Source organism: Chitinophaga cymbidii, from assembly GCF_007992715.1.
Classification (GTDB): Bacteria; Bacteroidota; Bacteroidia; order Chitinophagales; family Chitinophagaceae; genus Chitinophaga; species Chitinophaga cymbidii.
Genome location: NZ_BKAU01000009.1, coordinates 21,111 through 43,196 on the forward strand (window position 1 = coordinate 21,111; position 22,086 = coordinate 43,196).

The window sequence follows — 22,086 nt, forward strand, 5'->3', positions numbered from 1 at the left end:
ACCCCTATTTCTTCAAATAATGATCCGTCGCCTCCCGGATGAAAAGCGCCAGCTCCCTGTCCGGCAGCACATCCACCTCATGCAGTTCCCCCATCTTCCGCAAATACTCCAGCTTATGCGGTTCCACTTTGCCACCCGTCAGCTGCAGGATGATCTGGTAGCGGCGGGCGATGCATTGCTGTACTTCGCTGCCCGCGGGATCGCCGGACATCAGCGCCGTCAGGCGCGCGGTAATGTCTTTCAGCTCCGTTTGTATCGCTTCTATTTCAAGGCTGCGAAAAGTATCTTCCATCGCCAGCACGCTGCCTTCGCCCCATTTGGCCGCGGCTTCCTTTCTGTAGGCCGCCATCTTTTCCTTCGGGATGCCCTGGTATAAATCTTCTGCCTGTAACATAGTTTTGTTTTTAAGTGTTACCAATGTTTTTTCTATGGTACCAACCAATGTGTTTATCCTTTCCTTCCGGGCCAATAGCGCTTTTTTGTGCCCTTCCAGCGCCTGCTCCAGATCGAATGCGGGATCATCCAGGATATCCAGGATGTCTTTCAGCGGGAAATCAAGTTCCCGGTAAAAGAGGATCTGCTGCAAACGCAACAGCTCCTTTTTGCCATACAGCCGGTACCTGGCCTCGGTACGGACGGACGGCTTCAGCAAACCGATCTTGTCGTACAGGTGTAAGGTGCGCACGCTGACACCTGCCAGTTGAGCGAGCTTTTTTACAGAATAGTTGTCCATCGTTTGGATTTATACCTTTCGGGTACAAAGGTAGGGTATGACCTAAGGGGAGAGTCAAGACCCCAGGCAAATTTTTTTTTATTGATCCGCTAAAAAGTGTAAGTTAGCGCCCATTCAGAGAGGAATAGCAGTTTTTCACGTGATGGAATAACGGAACATCAGCCAAAAGTTCACATTTTTATAATACGGCATTTAAAGCCAGATTTGCGAAGGTTTTTAATTTTGCCCTTCTGCTTGGCAATCAAACTGGTTTCAAAATCTTGCATTTTTCTATGGATGAGCGTTTACTCTTGCGCCAGATCGCATCAGGGAATGAGCGGGCCTTCCGTATCATTTTTGACAGATACCGGACAACCATCTATACCTACGTTTTGAAAATCATCAAATCAGAACAGAAAGCGGAAGAAATTTTACACGATACATTTCTCAAGCTCTGGCAGCAACAAAATACAACGGAAATAGAGAACCTGGAAGCTTACCTGCGGGTGGTAGCCCGGAACGCCACGCTTAAAGCGCTCCGGAAAAGCGCGCTGGACGCGAAAATGGCCCTTGCCGTTCAAGCGGATACTGTCAATGCTTACAGCGAATCCGAAGAAACCATTATCGGCAAGGAAGCGGAACAAATACTCGCCCAGGGCATCAGCTTGCTGCCGCCCCAGCAAAAGCTGGTATACGAGCTTTGCCGCTTCAACGGCCTGAAATATAACCAGGTAGCCGAGAAATTATCCATCTCCCCCCTGACCGTAAAAACACACATGCAGCACGCCCTGCGCTTTCTCCGGCAGTATTATCTTGATAAGCAGATCAGCATTATCCTGTTGCTGTACCTGTTATCGTAGCATGCGAAAAAAAAATTTCATTTCTCACTACTCCATCCGTATTTCCCGGGGATCTTTATAGTATACAGGGAAATATATACCCTTAAAATATTCAGAACAAAGATGAGCGAGCGGCTGAAACTCCTTTATCAACGATACCTTGATGACGACTGCACACCGGAAGAACTGGATGAGCTGCGGGACATGATGGCCTTGCCGGAGCACCAGCAACAGCTGGAAGCGTTGATGGACCATACCTGGGAGGAGGTAAAGGAAGGCGTTCAGCGGGATTTGACGGAGGAGAAGGCGCGCGGCATCTTTTCGGACATCGTGCGGCAGAAGAAGCGGCGTCCCGTAGCGCGGCTGTGGCTGCAGGCGGCTGCATCGGTTGCCATTCTATTATTCGCGGGTTATTACATACTGCAAAGAACAGGGCAAAACCCCTGGCAGCAAGGCTCCACAGAACAGATTTTGGCGAACGATGTGGCGCCGGGCTCCGACAAAGGAAAGCTGCTTCTGGGAGACGGCTCCGTCATCGACCTGGAAAATGTGAAAGAAGGACAGATATGGAAGGATCCCACCGTGGAGGTCATCAAGAAAAAAGGCGAACTGGTATTTGTAGCCAACAAGAACGCCTCAACAGACACCACCTGGAACGTGATCACCACGCCGAATGCCGGCAAATACATGGTAGTGTTGCCGGACCAGACCAGAGTATGGCTGAATGCCAACTCCTCCCTGCGCTTCCCGTCTGCTTTCTCCGGCAGGGAAAGAAAAGTGACGCTCACCGGCGAATGCTATTTTGAAGTAGCAAAGAACAGGCACGCGCCGTTTAAAGTCCATGTAAGGAACACCGTTGTGGAAGTGCTGGGAACGCATTTCAACGTCATGGCTTACGAAAATGAACCATCCGTAAATACAACACTGCTGGAAGGCTCCGTGAGAGTGAGCAACGGCCGGCAGTCCAGAGTGATCGTACCCGGCCAGCAGGTAGCTTCCACGGAAGAAAGCCTGCAGCTGTCTACTGCGGACACCGAAGAAGTGATCGCCTGGAAGAACGGCCTCTTCCAGTTTAACAGCACTGATCTGGCATCCATCATGCATCAGCTGGAACGGTGGTACGACGTAAAAGTGATCTACAGGAACAACCTTGCCGGTAAACGGTATACAGGGTTGATATCCCGGCAGACCAATCTCTCGCAGGTACTTAAAATGCTGGAACTGGCGGGAGGCATTCATTTTACCATAGAGGGCAAAACAGTTATTGTTTCATCATAAGTAGACCGGTTTCTAAAGACGGCCTGATTTCCAAAAAATAATATTTATACAAAATGAAGCTTTTGATCATGTCATTAGCCGCTATGTGCATGCTGTCACATACCGCCGCGTTTTGCCAGAACATTACGCTCGGGAGGCAAAATGCAACGCTTAAAGAAGTATTCAAAGACATTCGCGAACAAAGCGGCTATTTCTTTATCTATGATGATGCGATCCTGAAAGACACGAAGCCGATATCGATCCGTGTTGACAACCGGCCGCTGGAAGAAGTGCTGAAGCAGTGCCTGGAAGGGCAGCCGCTGACCTATGAGATCGTGGCGAAGACCATCGTAGTGCGGCCTGCCAAAAGCAGTTCGGCCACGCAGCAAAAAGGCGTGCTGAAAGGAAGGGTTACGGATGCTGAGGGGCATCCGCTCGCCCGCGCTACAGTAGCGGTGGCCGGCACCACCACGGGCGCGCTCACGGATTCCAGCGGGTATTACAGTCTTGCTTTGGAACAAGGCATTTACGATATCATCGTCAGCTATGTGGGGTATGACAAGGTGACCCGCTCCCGTGTGCAGGTCAGCAGCGTGGTGCAGGTGCTCGATATCAGCATGAGCAGGAACACCCAGCTGCAGGAAGTCGTGGTGTCTTACGGCAGGCAGCGCAGCCGCGAAGTAACAGGCGCGATCGCGCAGGTGAATGCGGACCAGTTGCAGGATATGCCGATAACGCAATTCTCGCAGCAGCTGCAGGGCAAAGTGGCCGGCGTGCAGATCAACCAGGTGTCCGGCCAGCCGGGCAGGGGAATGGCCTTCCGCATACGCGGCGCCGCTTCCTTAACCGCCGGTTATCAACCGTTATTTGTAGTGGATGGTATTCCGATTACAGGCGATATCAGTAATATCAACCCGGCGGAGATCGAAACCTTCACCGTGTTGAAAGATGCGGCCGCGGCGGCGCTGTACGGCTCGCGCGCAGCGAACGGCGTGGTGCTGATCACCACGCGGCATGCCAAACCGGGCACGATGCAGGTGGATTTCAACGCCAACTACGGCATTCAGACCATCCCCATGGGCAAGGTGCCGAAGATGATGAACGCCAGGGAATTTGCTACTTTTTATAATGAGTTGTATGAGGACAAGCGGAAGTATGAGAACTCCAACGCCCAGGTACCCGAGATCTACACCAACCCCGAACGCTATGGCGAAGGCACCAACTGGTTCGATGTGGTAACGCGGCAGGCACCCATCCAGAACTACGACATCGCCGTGTCGTCCGCCACCGCCAGGTCGCGTTCCACCGTGATCGCCGGGTACCAGCGGCAGGAGGGCGTGATGGTGAATACCGGTACGCAGCTGTTTTCTTTCCGTATCAACCAGGACTTTCATCTGAATGATGACAAGCTGAAGATCGGGTTCGGCCTCGCGCCCAGCTACCGCTTCGATCATAATAACCGCATGAGCACGGACGGCCTGGCCGGTTTGTTCCAATGGGCGCTGGAAGCCAGTCCGCTCGCCCCCGCCGTGAACCCTGACGGCAGCTATCCCATTCACGCCAACACCGCCGGCATGGTCACCAACGTCAACCCTTACGCGCAATTGATGCTGGTAAAGGACGACTATAAAACCAGCCGCCTGCTCGGGAATGCGTATCTTGATTATGAGTTCCTGAAAGGGCTTTCTTTGAAAACGAACATCGCGGTGGACAAAGGCAATGAAACCAGGAACCGCTTTGCGCCATCCACTATTTCCACCACTTCCATTGCCACCGGCAACAGCAATTCCTGGGACAATTATTCCTGGACGGCGGAAACCAACCTGCAATACCGGCTGTCGCTGAAAGACCATTCCTTTGAGGCGCTGGCCGGCTATTCGGCGCAGAAGTATGAAGGAGAAAGCAGCGGCATCAGCGCGCAGAATTTCCCGGATGATGATATAGAATGGATCAGCGTGGCCACCAATATCACCGGCGCCACCAGCAACTACACCGCTTATTCCCTGCTGTCCATGATCTCCCGGCTGAATTACGCTTATAAAGGAAAGTATCTGCTCTCCGGCGCCATCCGGCGTGATGGTTCCTCCCGCTTCGGCTCCGCCAGGAGGTATGGCAACTTCCCGTCCGTATCCGCCGGCTGGATCATCAGCGATGAAAATTTCATGCGGAAGGCTTCTTTCCTGAACCTGTTAAAGCTGCGCGGCAGCTACGGCATCACAGGAAATAACTACTTCGGTAACTACACGCATATCTCTACCATCGGACAATATAATTACGTGGTGAACGGCGGCGTTGATTTCGGCGCCACGGTGAACAAGCTGGGCAATTCGGAACTGGCCTGGGAAAGGAACAAACAGTTCGATATCGGGCTGGATGTGATGGCATTCGACAACCGCGTTTCTTTTACATACGACTACTACCGGAAAACATCGGACGGCATGATCCAGGAGCGGAAGATCCCGCGTTCTTCCGGCTTTACTTCCATCAACTTCAATACCGGCGTGTTTGAGTTCTGGGGTCATGAGCTGACGCTCAACACCGTTAATCTCGATGGCAGGCTGAAATGGACTTCCAACCTGAACGTCGCCTTCGAGCGGAACCGGATAAAATCGCTGGTAAGTCCCGGGTTCATTGCCTCCAGCTCCAGCATTACCGGCGATTATTACCGTCACCAGGTAGGGCGGAGCATTGGCGAGTTCTATGGTTTCGTGAACCTCGGTTTCTATAAAGACGCAGCAGACCTGGGCAGCTCCCCGCAATACCAGACCGGCAATTTCCATTCTGATGTGGGAACGATAAAGATGAAAGATATTTCCGGGCCTGATGGTGTGCCGGACGGTGTTATCGACAATATCAACGACCGTACGTTCATCGGAGATCCCACGCCGGATTTCAGCTTCGGCTTCACCAACAATTTCACTTACGGTAACTGGGACCTCAATATTTCCATGGCGGGCGCTGTGGGCGGCAAGATACTGAACGTTGCCAAGTGGACGCACATGGCTAACCTGGACGGTGCGCGTGGATTGCTTGCGGATATAAAGGACCGCTGGCGCTCCGAGGAGAACCCCGGCGCCGGCATGTACCCGCGCACAAAAGCCAATACCACCGTGCTGGCCCGGTATGCCAATTCCCAATGGGTGGAAGACGGCACTCACCTCGCGATAAAGAACATATCGCTCGGCCACACCTTTGCGCTCGGCAACCAGCTCCTGCTGAAGAACCTGCGCGTATACGCTTCCATTCAGCAGGCGCTCGTATGGTCCGCCTACTCCGGCCTGAACCCGGAGATCAGCCTGAGCGGTCTGGACGCCACGCGCGGGCTGGGTGTGGACGTGATGGCCTACCCGGTGCCCCGCACATTTTCCCTTGGTATTAATGCAAGTTTCAAATAAAGTAATATGAGAAAGCTGTATATTCTCTTTATCGCGCTTACATTGGCAAACGTAGCTTGTAAAGATGATTTTATTAACCTGGCGCCTGAAGACTCGCCGTCAGGAGCAACATATTTCAAGGACGAAGCAGGATTGCGGCAGGCGCTGCTGGCCACCTACAACGCATTGCGCGGGCTGGCGAACGTTGATTACAATATGGCCGAGATGCGGTCGGATAATACGCATTATGAAGACTATACCGTGAACCGCGGCGATGGCTACGTGCACCGCGAGAACATCGCGGACTTCCTGGACAATGCCGGCAACTCCTATTCCGCCAACACCTACTTTGCTTGCTACACGGGCATTGCGAGAGCCAATATCGTGCTTACAAGGGCCAAAGCCGCATCGATAGACGAAGCCGTAAAAACGGATATCGAAGCACAGGCAAAATTCCTCCGCGCCTATTTCTATTTCAAGCTGGTGCGGTATTTCGGCGGTGTGTCGCTGCACCTGAAGGAAGTGGAAAAAGCAGACGATGCTTTCGTGGCCCGGTCATCCGCCGAAGAAGTGTACGCACAGATCATTGCGGATGCAGGCGATGCGGTGGACCAGATGAAGCCGCCCGCCAGCTTCCCGCAAACCGGGCTGGCTACGAAGGGATCTGCTACCATGCTGCTGGCGGAAGTATACATGACCCTGAAGCGGTACCGGGATGCGGAGCTGCTGTTGAAGACGCTGCCGGGGATGGGATACCAGCTGCTGGGTAATTATGAAGATGTGTTTTCAACATCCAGTAAGAACAGCCGTGAGTCCATCTTTGAAGTGCAATACCTGCAAGGCATCGAACAGGGCCAGCAAAGCAATTTTATCTACCAGTTCCTTCCCCGCTCGATGGATACACAGATCATCACAGGTGTGAAGACCAACAACGTCAACACCGGCGGCTACAATATTCCCACGCAGGACCTGATCGACGCCTATGAACCGGGTGATAAAAGGCTGGAAGCTTCCATCGGCATAGCGGAAGGCAGCTACAACACCAGCCTGATCTTCACTTTTTCCGCGAAAAAGAGCGTCATTGATTATACGCCCGCGCCGGGGAAAGTAGGCGTGCCCTACATCAAAAAATTCCTCCACGCGCATAGCAACGCCAACAATACGAATGACAACTGGCCGGTTTACCGGTATGCGGATGCCTTGCTGCTGCTGGCCGAAGCATTGAATGAACAGAACAAGGCGCCTGAAGCGTTGCCTTACCTGAACCAGGTGCGGGTGCCGCGAAGCGGGCTGGATGCCATCACGGAAGCAAATCCCGAACTGCTCAGGCCCATTATCGCCCGTGAGCGCCGCGTGGAGCTGGCATTTGAGAACCACCGCTGGCACGACCTGGTGAGGACCGGCACGGCCATGGAAACCATGGAAGCGTTCGGTAACGACCTGAAGCTGCGGCTGTCCTATTTACCCGCGAATGCCTTCCAGCTCGAATCGTATATGCTGCTGTTCCCCATTCCGCAATCAGAGCGGGAGCTGAACCCGGCATTGACACAGAACACCGGTTATGAGCAATAAAGAAATTTAAAACCTGTCCCCATGAAAAAGCAAACAAAAATACGTTGCAGCGGCCTGGTGATAGCCATCTGCATGATGGCGGCCGTGCAATGTAAAAAAGCGGCCGGCCCGGAAGCGGATACAAAATCCGGCACCGGCAGCGAAGAGAACACCACGAATGACATCACCACCTGGACGCCCTGGATCGCCATCAGCAATACGGCTGACAAGACGATCGAGATCTACCGGTACAACCACACTACCTGGGATGCTACTACGCGCGAGTGGTCGTTTAAGCCTACCACCGCGCTGGGATATTCTTCAGGTGCTGTGTCCGCCATGGGCGTAGGTGTGGGCGACATGCGGCTGCACTATGTCAGCGGCTTTTCCGGTAAAGCGGAATCCGCGTTCGCCATACAGGGCGGGCGTTACCTGGCGATCGGCGCTTACATTCCGTCGGGAAGTTATGTGAAGGGGCAGAAGCTGTGGGAATATACTTTTCCCACCAACCAGAACCCGAATAACCACGCCATTGAGCTGTTGCCCAACGGTAACCTTGTAGTGGCGGGCTTTGGTGACGGTACAGCTTCCAGCACCTATGGCAACTGGGTGCGCATTTACAACACGGCGGACGCTACCGGCGCCAGCTACACGCAGGTCAATATCCAGGGGCCGCATGCCTTGCTGCTGGATACGATCTACCACCGGCTATGGGTGGGCGCGGAGATCAATATCGGCGGCGTGCGGCATCAGGGGCTTTTTGCTTATATCATCGGCGGCACCAGAACAAGCCCTACACTGACAGAAGATGTCAGCCTGCGCGCCGTGTTGCCGTTCGGCCATCCGTCCAGCATCCTGGCTGATGCCAACCGTTTGATGTATCCGCATGATCTTACCGCGGAATATGACAATGATGATGTGCTCATTTACGGCGACCATACGGGCGTGTACCGGTTCAACAAACAAACGAAGGCATTCACGCCCACGCCCGGCGCTTCCCATTTGTATACGGGCAGCCAGGTGCGGCTGAAGTCCGCTTCCAAAATGCAGGGAGGATATTACGTCACCACCCATGCCTATAATCCCACTGTTCACGAATATCACACCAACAAAGTGGATTTCTTTGATGCGTCTACGGGTGCGATCGCTTTTTCGAGATATGTGCCGGGATACACCATTTACCGGGCAAGGGTATGGACGCATGTTTATCAATAATCAACTGATTATGTACAAGATCATCATCACCATATGCTGTATCATCACGTTACAGCCGGCGCTGGCGCAGCAGTTTGATGCGCAGGCCCACAGGGGCGGCCGCGGCATGATGCCGGAGAATACCATCGCGGCCATGAAGTACGCCCTCGACCTGGGCGCCACGCTGGAAATGGACCTGTATTTCAGTAAGGACAACAAGATCATCGTATCGCATGATGCATACATCTCGGGCATATTCGCCCGGCACCCGGATGGCCGCCCGGTGCTGAAATCCGAAGAAGCCGGCCTTAAACTCAATCAGCTCACTTACGACGAGATCCGGAAATTCGATGTGGGCCTGCGCCCGCACCCGGAGTTTCCGCAGCAAAAAAAGATGGCGGCTGTTATTCCGCTGCTGGCGGAGCTGATCGATTCCGTGGAAGCGTATGCAGCAAAGAAAGGCGTACAACCTTCCTACAATATCGAAGCGAAAGTGCCTTCTCCCGCCAGCACCGCCACGAGTGAATTTCGCGAGCAATTCATCAAAGCAACGATGGAGATCATCCGGAACAAAAAGATACAAAGCCGCGTAATGATCCAGTCGTTCGATCCCGGCATGCTGGAAATCGTGCACCGGGATTATGCCGGGGAAGTAAAAACCTCGTTCCTAACGGCCCGGAATGATGTGGAAACAAACCTGCGGCGGCTAACGTTCGTTCCGGACCTTTATAGTCCGTATTACAAGCTGGTGACGGCGGAAATGGTGGAAGCATGCCATCAGAAAGGCATGAAAGTGCTCCCCTGGACCGTCAACACCAAAGAAGAGATCAACAAACTGAAATCGATAGGGGTAGATGGCATCATCTCCGATTACCCCCACCTGTTTTAACCATTACGTTATGAAGCTGAAAGCACTGTTGGCGGCATCCCTGCTGGCCTGCCTGGCCGCATCCGGACAGGACGTTCATCAATTTAAAGATCCATCCGATGACTACCGCCCCTGGATATTCTGGGACTGGATCAATGACATGGTAACGAAAAAAGGTATTACGTCCGACCTTGAACAGTTCAAAAAATTCGGATTGAGCGGCACGCTGATCATGCTGGTGGGCAGTGAAACAAACGACCGGCAGATGTGGAGCGATCATCACATGCCGAATCCCATCATCTCACAAACACCCGCATTTTTCGATGCCTGGAAATTTGCCGCGCAGGAATCCGCGCGTGTGGGCCTGACCATTTCCTCCCAATGCGGGCCGGGATGGTGCCATAGCGGCGGGCCATGGGTGAAGCCGGACCAGGCGGTGCAGCATATTGCGTATACTGAAACAAAAATAGCGGGAACGGATCGTACGGTTACTTTACGGGTGGATGATCAGCCTGTTGGAAAAGCGAAGGCGTTTCATTCGGCATTTTCTATTGATGATCTTCCCGTTGAAGTGCGGATCGATCTTGAGCAGGCTGTTCCGGTAGATGCGATCTATCTTCATCCTTTCGACAACAACGATAAAAAGCGGTTTGGCATGCCGGCAGCGTTTAACATTACCGTTGCCGGGAAAGAAGATTTTTCAGACAGTGTTACTTACACGCTGCGGACGGGAGACGCGGTGCCGGCGCTTTTCCTGAAGAAAAATAACAAGAAGATACAACACATCCGCATCACAACAGCGGGCAACTATTCTGTTTTGCGGGAAGGTAAAACACAGTACCTGCTGGCGCTGGAAGAGATCGTTGTGATGTCTGGCGGCCGGAACGTGGCGCGGAACGCAGCGGTACATACCTCCGGTTCAATCGAGGCTTTCGGTTACAGCGCCGGCGCCATCAACGACGGATTTGGCATGACCTTGTTCAACCGCGTCAACGATAACACCTACATCCTGCTGCGCCCGGGATTTGATTACTATACCAGTGATATTGCCATCGTTGCTTTTCCTGACAAAACGCAGGTATCTCCCGCGGAAGTCATTGATCTGACCAGCAAAGTGCAGCAGGGAACGATCACGTGGAAGGCGCCCGCGGGCAACTGGGTGATCAGGCGTTATGCCATGCGCAATGCGCTGGCATATAACCGCCCGCCGCCCGTTGGCGGCAAAGGGCTGGAATGCGACAAGCTGGACAAACTTGCGGTGAACGCGATGTTTGACAGTATGGTGGGGCGGTTCATCCGTGAATCGCCGCAGCTTGCCGGCAACACCATCCGGGCCTTTGAAGCGGACAGCTGGGAAGTAGGCAACCCGGAATGGACGGTGCACTTCCGTGAAGAATTTATCAAACGGAGAGGATACGATCCCGCTCCCTGGCTGATCACGTACAAGAGTGACCGGGTGCTGGGAAATGAAGACCTCGGCAAGCGCTTCGCGAATGATCTTTACCTCACGCAGACCGACCTGTTCGCGGAGAACTTCTTTTCAAATCTCTCCGGTAAAGCGGACTCGCTCGGCATGCAGTTCATGACCGAACCTTACACCGCGCCTTTCGATCCTGTGCGCATGGCCGGAAGGGTGCAGGTGCCGATGTGCGAGTTCTGGGTGAGCACGGAAAGGATGCACACGGCCAGATGGGCCGCCAGCGCGGCGAATACTTACGGCCGCAAGGAAGTAGCTGCGGAAGCTTACACAGGCCGCTGGAACGATGGGAACTGGAAGATGGACCCTTATGCTATCAAGCGCGTGGGCGACCTGGCTTTCTGCAACGGCGTCAACAAAATGGTATTGCACGGAACGGCGCTGCAACCCTGGGGAATGGACCAAAAGCCGGGCATGAACATGTTCTTCTGGGGAACGATGTTCGTTCCCGCCCAAACCTGGTTGCAATCGGGCAGGGCATGGACGAACTATCTTTCCCGGTGCCAGTACATGCTGCAGCAGGGGCGTAATGTGGCGGATGTAGTAGGACTGCTGCCTACGCTCGACTGGGAATATACCATGCCGATGGGCTTGCATAAAAAATATAATTACGACCTGGTGTCTGAAGAGCTGCTGTTAAACAAAATGGATGTGAAGGATGGTTACTTCACGCTTCCTTCCGGTGCAAAATACCGGGTGCTGCTGCTGCCGGAAACGAAAGGGAAAATGGCGCCGGAGATGCTTCGCAGGATCGGTTATCTTTTGAGAAAAGGAGGGACTATTGTGTGCAGGGACAAGCCATATCACGCTCCGGGACTGCTGAACTATCAGCAAAACGACAGCCTGGTGCGGCAACTGACGGATGAATTGTGGGGACGGATGGATGGCAGCACCATAGTTGAAAATAAAGTGGGCGCGGGCAGATTGATATGGATGAAGGAGGTATGGAAAGATGAATTTGATGCGGAACGGGATTATTTTTTGCAGACCCGTACAAAAGGATGGGAATTCTGGGAAGAGCCGGCGATGACCACCAGGTGGTCACCTGCTTTCATGAAACTGCTGAAGTCTGTTACGCCTCCTGATGTGGAGGTGTTGCATGCCTCCGGTAAGGCCATGGGCTGGGGTGGTTTTCCTGAAACCGCCGCCGGCGTCCGTCAGGGTGAAGATGCGGTAGCATGGACGCACCGCCTGCTGGGAAACACGGATATATACTTCGTATCCAGCCAGGTGGCCACGGAGCAGCAGGCGGAGCTGATGTTCCGGGTGAAAGATAAAATACCGGTGATATGGGACCCGGAAACCGGGAAGCAATACCGCTGCAAGGAGTGGGCGCAGGAAGGTGACCGCATCCGTGTTAAAATTCCGTTTACGCCTTTTGGCGCTGTTTTTATACTATTCCAGCCTGCAGGAAATCTCCCTGCGGGATTGTACGGTATGCCTGAAATAAAAGATAGCATGCCGCTGAACCTGGCGTGGGACGTGCGCTTTCCGGAAGGCTATGGCGCGCCGTCGCAAGCCCGTTTGACGGCAGGCTCCTGGTCTGACAGCAAGGAGTTTGGCATTAAATACTTTTCCGGTACGGCAACGTATCAGGCGAATATCAACTGTACGAAAAAGCAGCTTCAGTCCGGTGTGATCCTGTCGCTCGGAACCGTGAAGAACCTGGCGGAGGTCATCATCAACGGTTCGGTGGTGGATACGCTGTGGAAGCCTCCTTACCAGTCGGATATCAGTGATTTCCTGCGTCCGGGAGAGAACAGCATCACGCTCAAAATAACCAATACCTGGTGGAACCGCATGGTGGGAGATGAGCAGCTGCCGGCGGACCTTGAATGGCGCGAGAATCTCCGCTATGCCGGCAACGACTTCAAAGGATATGAGTTAAAAGAGTTCCCGGCATGGGTGTGGACGAATGAAACAAGACCGTCCAGCAAGCGGGTGACTTTTACGCCGTGGCGCTTTGTGGAGAAGGATTCGGAATTGCTGCCTGCGGGGTTGATCGGGCCGGTGAAGTTGTTGTTCTATGAGCGGTAAGCAGCAGGGGAAATAAGTTTCAACTGGCTGCCCTTACTGTCCCCTGAAATATTTTCACGCCTGCCAACGCTGTAAGGACGCTGGAATCCGTCCCGCGAAGCGCTCCATGCCCGGCCCCCTGCGATGGAGGTGAACCCCTTCATGGCTAAACCCGAAGATCGGATAAGATCCCTTTTCGCACGCGGCATTTTTCGTGGTGATGATAAAGGGTATTTTCCTTTGCCTGGCAAATTCCATCGCTTTATCCAGCGACACAATGGAACCACCGGGATCGCCGCTGATATTACAGCTTGTGCACAGCGGCGCGCCGTAATTATTCCCGCTCCACATATCATCCGAAGGATAATCTTCGAATGCATTTTCGATGGAGATGAACAGTTCCCTGAACGCACCGCTTAGCAGCAGACCCTGATGTGTGCCGTTGCGGAGGGTTTGGGACTGGCAATGCCGCTGCCGGAATTGCAGGCGGATGAAAGCGCCTTCCATGTTGCTGAAATGCCGGGCGGTATTGAAAGATGCCGGCAGGGACGCAGGCTGCGCCTGCGCGAGGAACTTGTGCAGACTGCCGATGGCCGTGCCGTAATTTTTGCCGGCAAGCCTCATTTTGCAATTATCCAGCTGCCGCGCGCCTTCGGAAGTGGGCGCTGCCAGTAACGCGAACACGGTGGGAAGCTGAACAAGAACGGGATGATGACGGACCGCTGCTGTTGCCAGGGCAATAGCGGAAGGCTGCGTGATGTCTATCAGCCGCACGGCCCGGCTTTTTTGAGGTAACGTAATGTGGATCGCTTCCATGATAAGAGGATTGATAGTGCTAAAACTACGTTCTCCCTGAACGATAACGCCCATCCTTTAATGGACGGGCGCTTCCGGTTTATGGAACGGATGTTTTGTTTAATTGCAGCGGTTTATGAAAGAAGTTGCAGCGTTTCCCTGACACCCGCTTCCTCGAGGAAACCGGTATCATGCGATATCACCAGCAGCGTTCCTGAGTATTCTGCGAATATCTTCGCCAGCATCTGGATATTGCTCAGGTCGAGGTTATTCACCGGCTCGTCCAGGAAAATGATATCCGGCGTTTTGTTTTGCAGCACCATGCAGCAAAGCGCCAGCCGTAACATTTCACCGCCGCTGAGCACCGCGCAGGGCTTGTTCCAGCTTTCCGGCGTAAAGAGGAAGTTGGCGAGCAGGGTATGCACCGCCGCCGTTTCCAGCCGCGTTTCATTAAAGGAGAGCGCTTGTTCCAGCACCGTTTTCTCCCGGTCTATCAGGCTGTAATCCTGGTCCAGCAGCAGGGTAGTGCAGGGCGCGATCTGTATATCACCCTGTGCCGGCGATATTTTACCCTGCAGGATGCTGAACAGGGTGGACTTGCCGCTGCCATTGCCGCCGGCAACGGCCAGCCGCGCGCCGCTGCGGATGGTGAGCGTCAGCGGTTGCGGCCATAACGGGGCGCTGTTTCCGTAGGCATGGTTGATGTCCGTAGCCTGGATGAGCACTTTGCCTTTCGGGAGGGCCGGGTTGCCGAAGTATCCTTTCATGATGCGCTGCAGCTGTACCATGGCCGCTGCCTCCTGCAGGTCCGCACGCAGCTCGTTCACGCGGGCGCTGTGCACTTCTTTCAATTTGCCGGTACTGCTTTCGGCGGCGTTCTTCCATATGTTCTGCATGATCTTCGGTTCTCCGCCGCGGCGGCTGCTTTTACGGGCCTGCGCGTCCGCATGCTGCTTGCGTTCCAGCGTTTGCTGCTGCTTTTGCTTCGCTTCCTTCAACGCCTTCTGATGATGCGCCAGCTTGTGCTCCCTGGCGGCGTTTTCCGCGGTTTTCTGCGCGGCATAGAAATCATAATTGCCACCGTATGCCCGGATGCCGTCCGGCTGCAATTCCCAAACGGGCTCGCATAAACGGAGCAGTTGCCGGTCATGGCTGGTGAGCAGTAACGTGCAGCTGGTATTTTCCATCCATTCGTACAGGCGTTGCCGGGCGGCCGTGTCGAGGTGGTTGGTAGGCTCGTCCAGCAGCACGATATCCGGTTCAAAAATATCGATGCCGGAAAGGAAGAGCCTGGTTTTCATGCCGCCGCTCAATTGTTGCAGCGGCTGATCCGGGGTGATGCCGGTGATGCCCCAGCGGGCGAAGGCTTCCTCACAGCGGGCGCTGATGTCCCAGTGATGTTCCAGCAGATCATAATAATGCTGGTCGGTTGCACCATTTTCTATGGCCTGCAGAGCGTTCAGCAGCGGGGCAATGCCCAGGGCGTCCGCCACGGTGAGGTGGTTGAAGTGGCCGTAGTGCTGTGGTACATAATAAATGCTTCCGGCGACGCGGAGGTCGCCCGTATAGTTTTTTTCCTGCCCGGCGATAATGCGCAGCAGCGTGCTTTTACCCGTGCCGTTGTTGCCTGTGATGGCGGCCTTCTCACCTTTTTGCAGGGTGAAATTCAGGCCGGAAAAAAGCAGTGCGTGATGGGGCGTTTGATATGTGATATGTTGTGCGTTGATAAGCATGTGATGTCTGTTGTGGTGGTTGGGAAAATGAATGGAACGGTCCGTTGGCAGGATGTAAGTTTCATGTCGGTAAATTTTTGTGAACAGTAAATGAATCTGATAAGTGTTACAAAGCCGGACGGCTTGCGGAAGAAAGCAGCGGGAGCTGCGCGGATGTGTGGATTATGATCACATGATGACGCAAAGATACGCATTTATTGGTTTCGGTCAGCAGTTGCAGGTATATGAAAATTACCGTTGTCTTATCGATCCTTCCGTTCTTCGTATCTTTGCAGTATGAAACGCTCCGGCTCCGCGGACCTTCCGCTGCACTACGGTTATGTGCCCAAATGGCTGGCAGAACGCATGGCCAGACTTGGCCTGGCGATCACGGAAGCCATTATCACGGAATATGGGAGGGAAGAAGTGCTGCGCCGGTTGTCCGACCCGTTCTGGTTCCAGAGTTTCGGGGCGGTGATGGGGATGGACTGGCATTCTTCCGGTATCACTACCTCGGTAATGGGCGCGTTGAAAAGGGCGGTGAACCCTTTTGCGAAGGAGCTTGGCATTTACATTTGTGGCGGCAAGGGGAAATTCTCCACGGAAACCCCTGCTGAACTGCTGCGGCTGGCGGACAGTACCGGCCTCAATGGGCATGAGCTGGTGCGTTGCAGCAAGCTCAGCGCGAAAGTGGACAATACCGCCGTGCAGGACGGATTCCAGTTATACACCCATAATTTCATCGTCAGCAATACCGGGCAATGGACGGTGGTGCAGCAGGGCATGGACCCGCTTAGCAAGACCGCCCGGCGGTACCACTGGCACTCGGATGCTTTCCGGTCTTTTGTGGAAGAGCCGCACACCGGTGTTTGCGGTCGGAACCAGGGGCCGATACTGAATCTGACCGATACCGCCGCCAGGCCCGCGAGGGAAGGCATTCTGACCATCACGCAGGATGATCCCGGCGCTTTGATAAAAGACTTTCAGCGGCTGATATTGCCTTCGCACCACGATGTGCGCGCGGAAGATGTGAATCTCAAGCGCCTCGGTTCCGTATTATGGCTGGCGCATGAACAGCAGCCCGGCAATTTTGAGGACCTGTTGTTGCTGCAGGGCGTGGGGCCGAGAACATTGCAATCGCTCACCCTCGTCAGCGAAGTGATTCACGGCACGCCTTCCCGCTTCAAGGACCCCGCGCGTTTTTCATTCGCCCATGGCGGGAAAGACGGTCATCCTTTCCCTGTTCCCGTAAAAGTATTCGATGAAACCATCCAGGTGCTGCGCACCGCGGTAGACAAGGCGAAGATCGGGCAGACGGACAAATCCGCCGCTGTTAAAAAGCTGCACGAGATCGCGGCGCGGGCGGAGCAGGATTTTGAACCGAATGCCAACTTTGACCGGCTGATAGAGAAGGAGCGGGAAGATGCATGGAAACATGGGGGGAGAACGGTGTTCGGGAGATCGAAGCCGCTATCATCTGAGCAGCTGAAACTTTTTTAAGCAGTTCCCCGCCGCGCCGGCAATGCATATCTCCGGGGCCTGCTTGCCGTCATTCCTGCCTGACCGGCAATTCCGCAACATTTATTTCTTCCCGGCTTTCAGATCGCTGACCGCTTTTTCTATCCTGCGCTGCCGTGTTTCTTCCGTTTTTGCCTGCCCGATCGGCAGCACGTACCGTTGTTTCGCGCTGTAAGACAATCCTTCAAAAAACTTCAACGCAGCTTTATCCTTGTTCAACGCCTTTTTGAAATCTTCCGGAAGTTCCACCTCACGCGGCGCCGTATCCAGCTCCAGCGTAACATCCAGCTTGTCGCCGCCCTTCACCTTCGCGTCTGTTCTGCGTTCCGCGCTGAGCGGAATGAGGTACTGGCCCCCCATAACGGCAACGGTACTACGATAAGTGAAACCGTTCAATGTAACCGTCACCGCCGGGCGTTTGCCGGCGCCTAACTTTTCCACAACATCTTCCGGCACCTGTATGCCGGTGTTGTTGCCTGACTGGAAGATCGTGGTGTTGAATTTTACTTTTGCAGCCATCGGATGATGTTTTATTTACCTCAAATGTATCCATAAATCTATTGTCTGTACCGGGTAAGGTGCGACAATAACAGGGTGATTTACACAAAGAATCCCCGGCTTTTTAGTACTTTCATGCGCTTTTTGCAGCTAATTATGAGTTTATTACAAGTATCAGATATCCGCAGGCAGGAAGGAAATTTTCAACTGCAAGGCATCAGCTTTACCCAGGAAAAGTTTGAGAAGATCGCTATCGCGGGAGCTTCCGGCTCCGGCAAGAGCACTTTGCTGCGGATCATTGGCGGGCTGATTCAGCAGGATGAAGGACAGGTGTTGTTCGAAGGAGAAAAGATAAAAGGGCCGAATGACAAGCTGATACCGGGGCATCCGGGTATCGCCTATTTGTCCCAGCACTTTGAGCTGCGCAACAACTACAGGATGGAAGAGCTGCTCGGCTACGCCAACAGGCTGCCGGATGAAGAAGCGGCCACCCTCTATGAAATATGCCGCATCAGCCACCTGCTGAAGCGCAAGAACGATCAGCTTTCCGGCGGTGAAAAACAGCGGATCGCCCTGGCGCGGCTGCTCGTTACATCCCCACGGCTGCTGCTGCTGGATGAGCCTTTCTCGAACCTCGACCTCATTCACCGCGGCATACTGAAGCAGGTTATTGAAGACCTCGGCGAAAAGCTGAAGATCACCTGCCTGCTGGTATCGCATGACCCTACGGACATGCTGCCCTGGGCGGACCGGCTTTTTATCATCCACAATGGCCGCTTCATACAGGAAGGACGGCCGGAGCAGGTGTACCTGCAGCCGGTGAACGAATATGCGGCGGGATTGTTCGGTACTTACAACCTTACCGATCCCGTGCTGGCTGGGAAAAAAGCGGTGGATGCCAAACGGCTGTTCACGCGGCCGGAGCAGTTCAAAATCGTGTCGGGCGGACAACTGACGCTGGAAGCGACCGTGCGGCAGGTTTACTTTTACGGTAATTATTTCGAGATAGCCGCGGAAGCGAAGGGGCAGACCATCATGGTCAGGGCCGGACGCGGTAATTTTGCGAAGGGAGATACCATCTGGCTGTCCCTCTCAGGTGAAGGCTGGTATCTTTGATCTGCCGGCGCTTTTGCGGGTTTCGTTACAAGGTGCCCGCTGCTGATCTACTCTGCGCCTTTTACGGGCATTTTAACGATGTATACGCTGGTGGACGCTGTGATGAAAAGAATGTTCCGGTCTTTTCCCCCGAAGCAGGCATTGGCGGTCCATTTCTCCGGTACTTTGATGTGACGGATCTTTTTGCCTTCGGGGTTGTACACGTTCACGCCGTGGCCGCAGGTGTAGAGATTGCCTTCCGCATCCAGCGTGATGCCGTCGGCCAGTTCATCCGCAAACAGCTGGCGGTCGCCCAGCGTACCGTTTTTCTGCACTTTGTATTTGTATATTTTGCTGGCGCCGATGTCCGCCACGTAAACATGTTTACCATCTTTCGTACCCACGATGCCGTTAGGTTTTTTGATGTCTTCCGTAGCGATGACGGGTGTTTTTTTGCCTTTGCGCAGGAAGTAAACCCTTTGCGCTTCGATCTCGGGTTTTTGCCGCGTCCAGTAGTTGCGCTGGTAGTAGGGATCGGTAAAATAGATAACACCTTTCGGGCTGATCCAGAGATCGTTCGGGCCGTTCATTTTTTGTCCGTTATAATCCGCGAACAGCACGGTTTTTTGTCCGTCCGGCGTAATGGACCACATTTCATTGTGCTCGTCCGCGCAGGCGATAATGTTACCTTTTTTATCGACATACAGGCCATTGGAGCGGCCTGCTTTATCCATGAAAAGAGAGAGCTTGCCATCTGTATCGTACTTCCATATCTGGTCGTTCGGCTGGTCCGTGAAGTAGATATTGCCCTGTTTATCCGGCGCGGGCCCTTCGGTAAAGGAAAACTGGCGGGAAACCAGTTCCGCCTGCAGGCTGGTATCTACCTGCGCCTGTGTCTGCAAACCGCAGATCATGCATAAAAAGACGGTGGACAGGATGTATCTCATTTTCATCGTGGATAAGTGATAGTTGAGGGGCTGAATATAATACAAATAATATTGCTTTACCAGCCGATGCCGTAATCTTCTCCGTGGTTGCTGCTGCCGCCCCACAGGCTGCCATGTTCGCGGTCGATGTAGATCGCGTTGATGGGGCCGCTGGTGCGTGCTCTGAAATACATGTTATATCCCATTTTTTTCAGCGCTTTTCTTGTTGCCTCTGGGGTGTTGCTTTGCAACAGGATGCTGCCGGGGCGGGGGCGGCGGTCTTTCAGCGCGGTGCCGCCGAGGGACAGCCACAGCTGGTCGCTGTTGATGTTCGCGGCTTCCGAGGCTTGCTGTACCGTCATGCCGAACTCTACTACATTCAGGAAGAACTGCAGCAGGTTCTGGTCCTGCGTATCACCGCCCTGTACGCCGAAAGCGAGGAAGGGTTCGCCGTTTTTCAGCGCGAGCGACGGGGTGAGCGTCACGCGGGGGCGCTTGCCCGGCGCTACCACGTTGAACGGGTTGAGGGCGGAATCCAGCACAAAGCTTTGCAGCCGCTGGCTCATGCCAACGCCGGTGCGTCCTGCGATACAGGCGGGTACCCAGCCTCCGCTGGGCGTGATGGATACTACCCAGCCTTCTTCATCCGCTGCTTCCACGGTGGTGGTGCCCCGCCAGAGGCGGTCGTGCCAGAGGCTGTCTGCGGTGGATGAGGTTTGCAGCAGGGCTATTCCATCGTTCGCGGGCGTTGCTTGTTCCATTGCTGATGTGGTTTGTGACGCTACAGCCTGCTGCATTGGTGTTGCTTGTTCTGCTACAGATGTGGTCTGCGACGCTGCAACTTGCTGCATTGGTGTTGCTTGTTCTGCTACAGATGTGGTCTGCGACGCTGCAACTTGATGCATCGGTGTTGCTTGTCCCGTTGCTGATGCGGCCTGTAACGCCACCACGTCATGTTTGGGTGTGGCCTGCCCCGGCCTGTCATCATTAGCAGAATCGGCAAACTGCCGCCATTTTTCCAGCAGATGCTGTACCGGATTGGCCTTCCCTTCATATTTATACGGATCGCCGGGCAGCGGCGCGGGATCATTCCTGTCCGGGCGGATCAGCTTTGCCCTTTCCTTTGCGTATTCCTTGCTCAGCAGTCCCTTGATGGGAGATTGCCTGTTAAAGCGCGGATCGCCGTAATAAAAATCACGGTCGGCAAAAGCGAGGTTCATGGTTTGATACAGCGTATGAATGTAGGCAGGGGAGTTGTACCCCATTTTTTGCAGATCGAACTGTTCGAGGATGTTGAGGCTTTGCAGCAGCGCGGGGCCTTGTGTCCATTCCTGCAGCTTGTATACATCGATGCCTTTGTAGTTCACGTGCAGCGGCGCTTCTTCCAGGGGTTTCCAGCCGGCGAGGTCTTCCATCGTGATCAGGCCGCCCTGTTCCCGGCATCCTCTTACAAATTCTTCTGCGATATCTCCTTTATAGAACCTGTCGCTGGCGGCCATAATGGCTTCTTTTCGGCTTTTGCCCTTGCGCAGCGCTTCCTGTTCGGCTTCCACCATTTTTGTCAGTGTAACGAGCAGGTCTTGCTGCACAAAGATCTCCCCGGCTTCCGGCGCTTCCCTTTTTTCTCCGGGATGGGTGAGGAATACCTTTTTGCTGTACGGCCATTCTTTGATCATGGCCTTTTGCCGTTCGATGCTGTTGGCGGTCTGTGCTTCCATGGGATAGCCGGCCGCCATTTCCATAGCGGGGGCCAGTACTTCTTTGAGGCTGAGCGTGCCGTATTCGGCGAGCATGTAACAAAGCCCTCCCGGTGTGCCGGGCGTTACGGCGGCCAGAGGGCCATATTCGGGCGGGAAATTATAGCCTTTCTGTTTGAAGAATGCCGGCGTGGCTCCCGTAGGCGCAACGCCCAGCGCATTGATGGCGATCACTTTTTTCAGCTTCGGATGATAGATCAACGCCTGTGTTTCCCCGCCCCAGCTCAGCACGTCCCACATGGTGCAGGCGGCGGCGAGCATGGCGCAGGCCGCGTCTACGGCGTTGCCGCCCTGCTGGAATATCATGGAGCCGGCGGTAGCGGCGAGGGGCTTGCCGGTGATGGCCATCCAGTGTTTGCCGTGAAGCGGCGGCTTTTGGGTTTGCTGGGCAATGGCGTTGGTAAATGGCAGCGCCAGGAGCAGGAATAGTAAACGATGCATAGCAGGATGATTGTAAAGCTAATTTAATATCAAAAATGCATATGTTTGTCCGGCAT

Annotated in this window: 15 protein-coding genes; 9 read left to right on the plus strand and 6 right to left on the minus strand. The window is 54.2% G+C overall.

Annotated features, from left to right (window positions below):
• Nucleotides 1–4: 4 nt before the first annotated feature.
• Entirely contained in the window at nucleotides 5–733 is a 729-nt protein-coding gene (locus CCY01nite_RS25565; protein ID WP_146867412.1) for a MerR family transcriptional regulator, read from the minus strand.
• A 272-nt stretch (nucleotides 734–1,005) separates the two neighbouring features.
• Between CCY01nite_RS25565 and CCY01nite_RS25570 the strand changes: the two genes are divergently transcribed.
• The 7 genes from CCY01nite_RS25570 to CCY01nite_RS25600 all read left to right on the plus strand — a co-directional run bounded on the left by CCY01nite_RS25570 (nucleotide 1,006) and on the right by CCY01nite_RS25600 (nucleotide 13,309).
• The gene (locus tag CCY01nite_RS25570; RefSeq protein WP_146867413.1) at nucleotides 1,006–1,572 is read left to right on the plus strand and encodes an RNA polymerase sigma factor; all 567 of its coding nucleotides are present in this window, start codon (nucleotides 1,006–1,008) and stop codon (nucleotides 1,570–1,572) included.
• Between the two features lie 102 nt (nucleotides 1,573–1,674).
• Nucleotides 1,675–2,829, plus strand: a complete 1,155-nt coding sequence (locus CCY01nite_RS25575; RefSeq protein WP_146867414.1) for a FecR family protein — start codon at nucleotides 1,675–1,677, stop codon at nucleotides 2,827–2,829.
• A gap of 68 nt (nucleotides 2,830–2,897) precedes the next feature.
• Nucleotides 2,898–6,203: a TonB-dependent receptor gene (locus CCY01nite_RS25580; protein ID WP_186831268.1), complete on the plus strand. Its 3,306-nt coding sequence runs from the start codon at nucleotides 2,898–2,900 to the stop codon at nucleotides 6,201–6,203.
• A 6-nt stretch (nucleotides 6,204–6,209) separates the two neighbouring features.
• On the plus strand, nucleotides 6,210–7,754 hold the full coding sequence (locus tag CCY01nite_RS25585) for a RagB/SusD family nutrient uptake outer membrane protein (RefSeq protein WP_146867416.1): 1,545 nt from the start codon (nucleotides 6,210–6,212) through the stop codon (nucleotides 7,752–7,754).
• Between the two features lie 21 nt (nucleotides 7,755–7,775).
• Nucleotides 7,776–8,948, plus strand: coding sequence for a hypothetical protein (locus CCY01nite_RS25590; protein ID WP_146867417.1), 1,173 nt, complete (start codon nucleotides 7,776–7,778; stop codon nucleotides 8,946–8,948).
• A 10-nt stretch (nucleotides 8,949–8,958) separates the two neighbouring features.
• On the plus strand, nucleotides 8,959–9,816 hold the full coding sequence (locus tag CCY01nite_RS25595) for a glycerophosphodiester phosphodiesterase family protein (RefSeq protein WP_146867418.1): 858 nt from the start codon (nucleotides 8,959–8,961) through the stop codon (nucleotides 9,814–9,816).
• Between the two features lie 10 nt (nucleotides 9,817–9,826).
• A complete protein-coding gene (locus tag CCY01nite_RS25600) occupies nucleotides 9,827–13,309 on the plus strand; it encodes a glycosyl hydrolase (protein ID WP_186831269.1) in 3,483 nt (1,160 codons plus the stop codon).
• Between the two features lie 54 nt (nucleotides 13,310–13,363).
• On the opposite strand, the gene CCY01nite_RS25605 is transcribed toward CCY01nite_RS25600, so the two are convergent.
• Both CCY01nite_RS25605 and CCY01nite_RS25610 read right to left on the minus strand, forming a co-directional pair.
• Nucleotides 13,364–14,104, minus strand: coding sequence for a hypothetical protein (locus tag CCY01nite_RS25605; protein ID WP_146867420.1), 741 nt, complete (start codon nucleotides 14,102–14,104; stop codon nucleotides 13,364–13,366).
• Between the two features lie 113 nt (nucleotides 14,105–14,217).
• Complete coding sequence (locus CCY01nite_RS25610) at nucleotides 14,218–15,816, minus strand: ABC-F family ATP-binding cassette domain-containing protein (protein WP_146867421.1); 1,599 nt, start codon at nucleotides 15,814–15,816, stop codon at nucleotides 14,218–14,220.
• 276 nt (nucleotides 15,817–16,092) lie between these two features.
• On the opposite strand from CCY01nite_RS25610, the gene CCY01nite_RS25615 reads away from it, so the two are divergent.
• Nucleotides 16,093–17,295 carry a DUF763 domain-containing protein gene (locus CCY01nite_RS25615; protein WP_146867422.1) on the plus strand — a complete coding sequence of 401 codons (1,203 nt, stop codon included), beginning with the start codon at nucleotides 16,093–16,095 and terminating at the stop codon, nucleotides 17,293–17,295.
• A gap of 81 nt (nucleotides 17,296–17,376) precedes the next feature.
• Here the strand turns inward: CCY01nite_RS25615 and CCY01nite_RS25620 are convergent, their stop codons facing one another.
• Nucleotides 17,377–17,832 (minus strand): YdeI/OmpD-associated family protein, encoded by a 456-nt coding sequence (locus CCY01nite_RS25620; RefSeq protein WP_146867423.1) that lies wholly within the window; start codon nucleotides 17,830–17,832, stop codon nucleotides 17,377–17,379.
• Between the two features lie 135 nt (nucleotides 17,833–17,967).
• On the opposite strand from CCY01nite_RS25620, the gene CCY01nite_RS25625 reads away from it, so the two are divergent.
• A complete protein-coding gene (locus CCY01nite_RS25625; protein ID WP_146867424.1) occupies nucleotides 17,968–18,927 on the plus strand; it encodes an ABC transporter ATP-binding protein in 960 nt (319 codons plus the stop codon).
• Nucleotides 18,928–18,974: 47 nt separating this feature from the next.
• On the opposite strand, the gene CCY01nite_RS25630 is transcribed toward CCY01nite_RS25625, so the two are convergent.
• Both CCY01nite_RS25630 and CCY01nite_RS26955 read right to left on the minus strand, forming a co-directional pair.
• Nucleotides 18,975–19,853: an SMP-30/gluconolactonase/LRE family protein gene (locus CCY01nite_RS25630; RefSeq protein ID WP_246130051.1), complete on the minus strand. Its 879-nt coding sequence runs from the start codon at nucleotides 19,851–19,853 to the stop codon at nucleotides 18,975–18,977.
• A 56-nt stretch (nucleotides 19,854–19,909) separates the two neighbouring features.
• A complete protein-coding gene (locus CCY01nite_RS26955) occupies nucleotides 19,910–22,030 on the minus strand; it encodes a gamma-glutamyltransferase family protein (RefSeq protein ID WP_246130052.1) in 2,121 nt (706 codons plus the stop codon).
• Nucleotides 22,031–22,086: the final 56 nt, after the last annotated feature.

What these genes read in the sequence shown, in the direction of transcription:
- CCY01nite_RS25565 (WP_146867412.1), bottom strand. Translation starts at nt 733, where the DNA reads ATGGACAACTATTCTGTAAAAAAGCTCGCTCAACTGGCAGGTGTCAGC.
- CCY01nite_RS25570 (WP_146867413.1), top strand. Translation starts at nt 1,006, where the DNA reads ATGGATGAGCGTTTACTCTTGCGCCAGATCGCATCAGGGAATGAGCGG.
- CCY01nite_RS25575 (WP_146867414.1), top strand. Translation starts at nt 1,675, where the DNA reads ATGAGCGAGCGGCTGAAACTCCTTTATCAACGATACCTTGATGACGAC.
- CCY01nite_RS25580 (WP_186831268.1), top strand. Translation starts at nt 2,898, where the DNA reads ATGTCATTAGCCGCTATGTGCATGCTGTCACATACCGCCGCGTTTTGC.
- CCY01nite_RS25585 (WP_146867416.1), top strand. Translation starts at nt 6,210, where the DNA reads ATGAGAAAGCTGTATATTCTCTTTATCGCGCTTACATTGGCAAACGTA.
- CCY01nite_RS25590 (WP_146867417.1), top strand. Translation starts at nt 7,776, where the DNA reads ATGAAAAAGCAAACAAAAATACGTTGCAGCGGCCTGGTGATAGCCATC.
- CCY01nite_RS25595 (WP_146867418.1), top strand. Translation starts at nt 8,959, where the DNA reads ATGTACAAGATCATCATCACCATATGCTGTATCATCACGTTACAGCCG.
- CCY01nite_RS25600 (WP_186831269.1), top strand. Translation starts at nt 9,827, where the DNA reads ATGAAGCTGAAAGCACTGTTGGCGGCATCCCTGCTGGCCTGCCTGGCC.
- CCY01nite_RS25605 (WP_146867420.1), bottom strand. Translation starts at nt 14,104, where the DNA reads ATGGAAGCGATCCACATTACGTTACCTCAAAAAAGCCGGGCCGTGCGG.
- CCY01nite_RS25610 (WP_146867421.1), bottom strand. Translation starts at nt 15,816, where the DNA reads ATGCTTATCAACGCACAACATATCACATATCAAACGCCCCATCACGCA.
- CCY01nite_RS25615 (WP_146867422.1), top strand. Translation starts at nt 16,093, where the DNA reads ATGAAACGCTCCGGCTCCGCGGACCTTCCGCTGCACTACGGTTATGTG.
- CCY01nite_RS25620 (WP_146867423.1), bottom strand. Translation starts at nt 17,832, where the DNA reads ATGGCTGCAAAAGTAAAATTCAACACCACGATCTTCCAGTCAGGCAAC.
- CCY01nite_RS25625 (WP_146867424.1), top strand. Translation starts at nt 17,968, where the DNA reads ATGAGTTTATTACAAGTATCAGATATCCGCAGGCAGGAAGGAAATTTT.
- CCY01nite_RS25630 (WP_246130051.1), bottom strand. Translation starts at nt 19,853, where the DNA reads ATGAGATACATCCTGTCCACCGTCTTTTTATGCATGATCTGCGGTTTG.
- CCY01nite_RS26955 (WP_246130052.1), bottom strand. Translation starts at nt 22,030, where the DNA reads ATGCATCGTTTACTATTCCTGCTCCTGGCGCTGCCATTTACCAACGCC.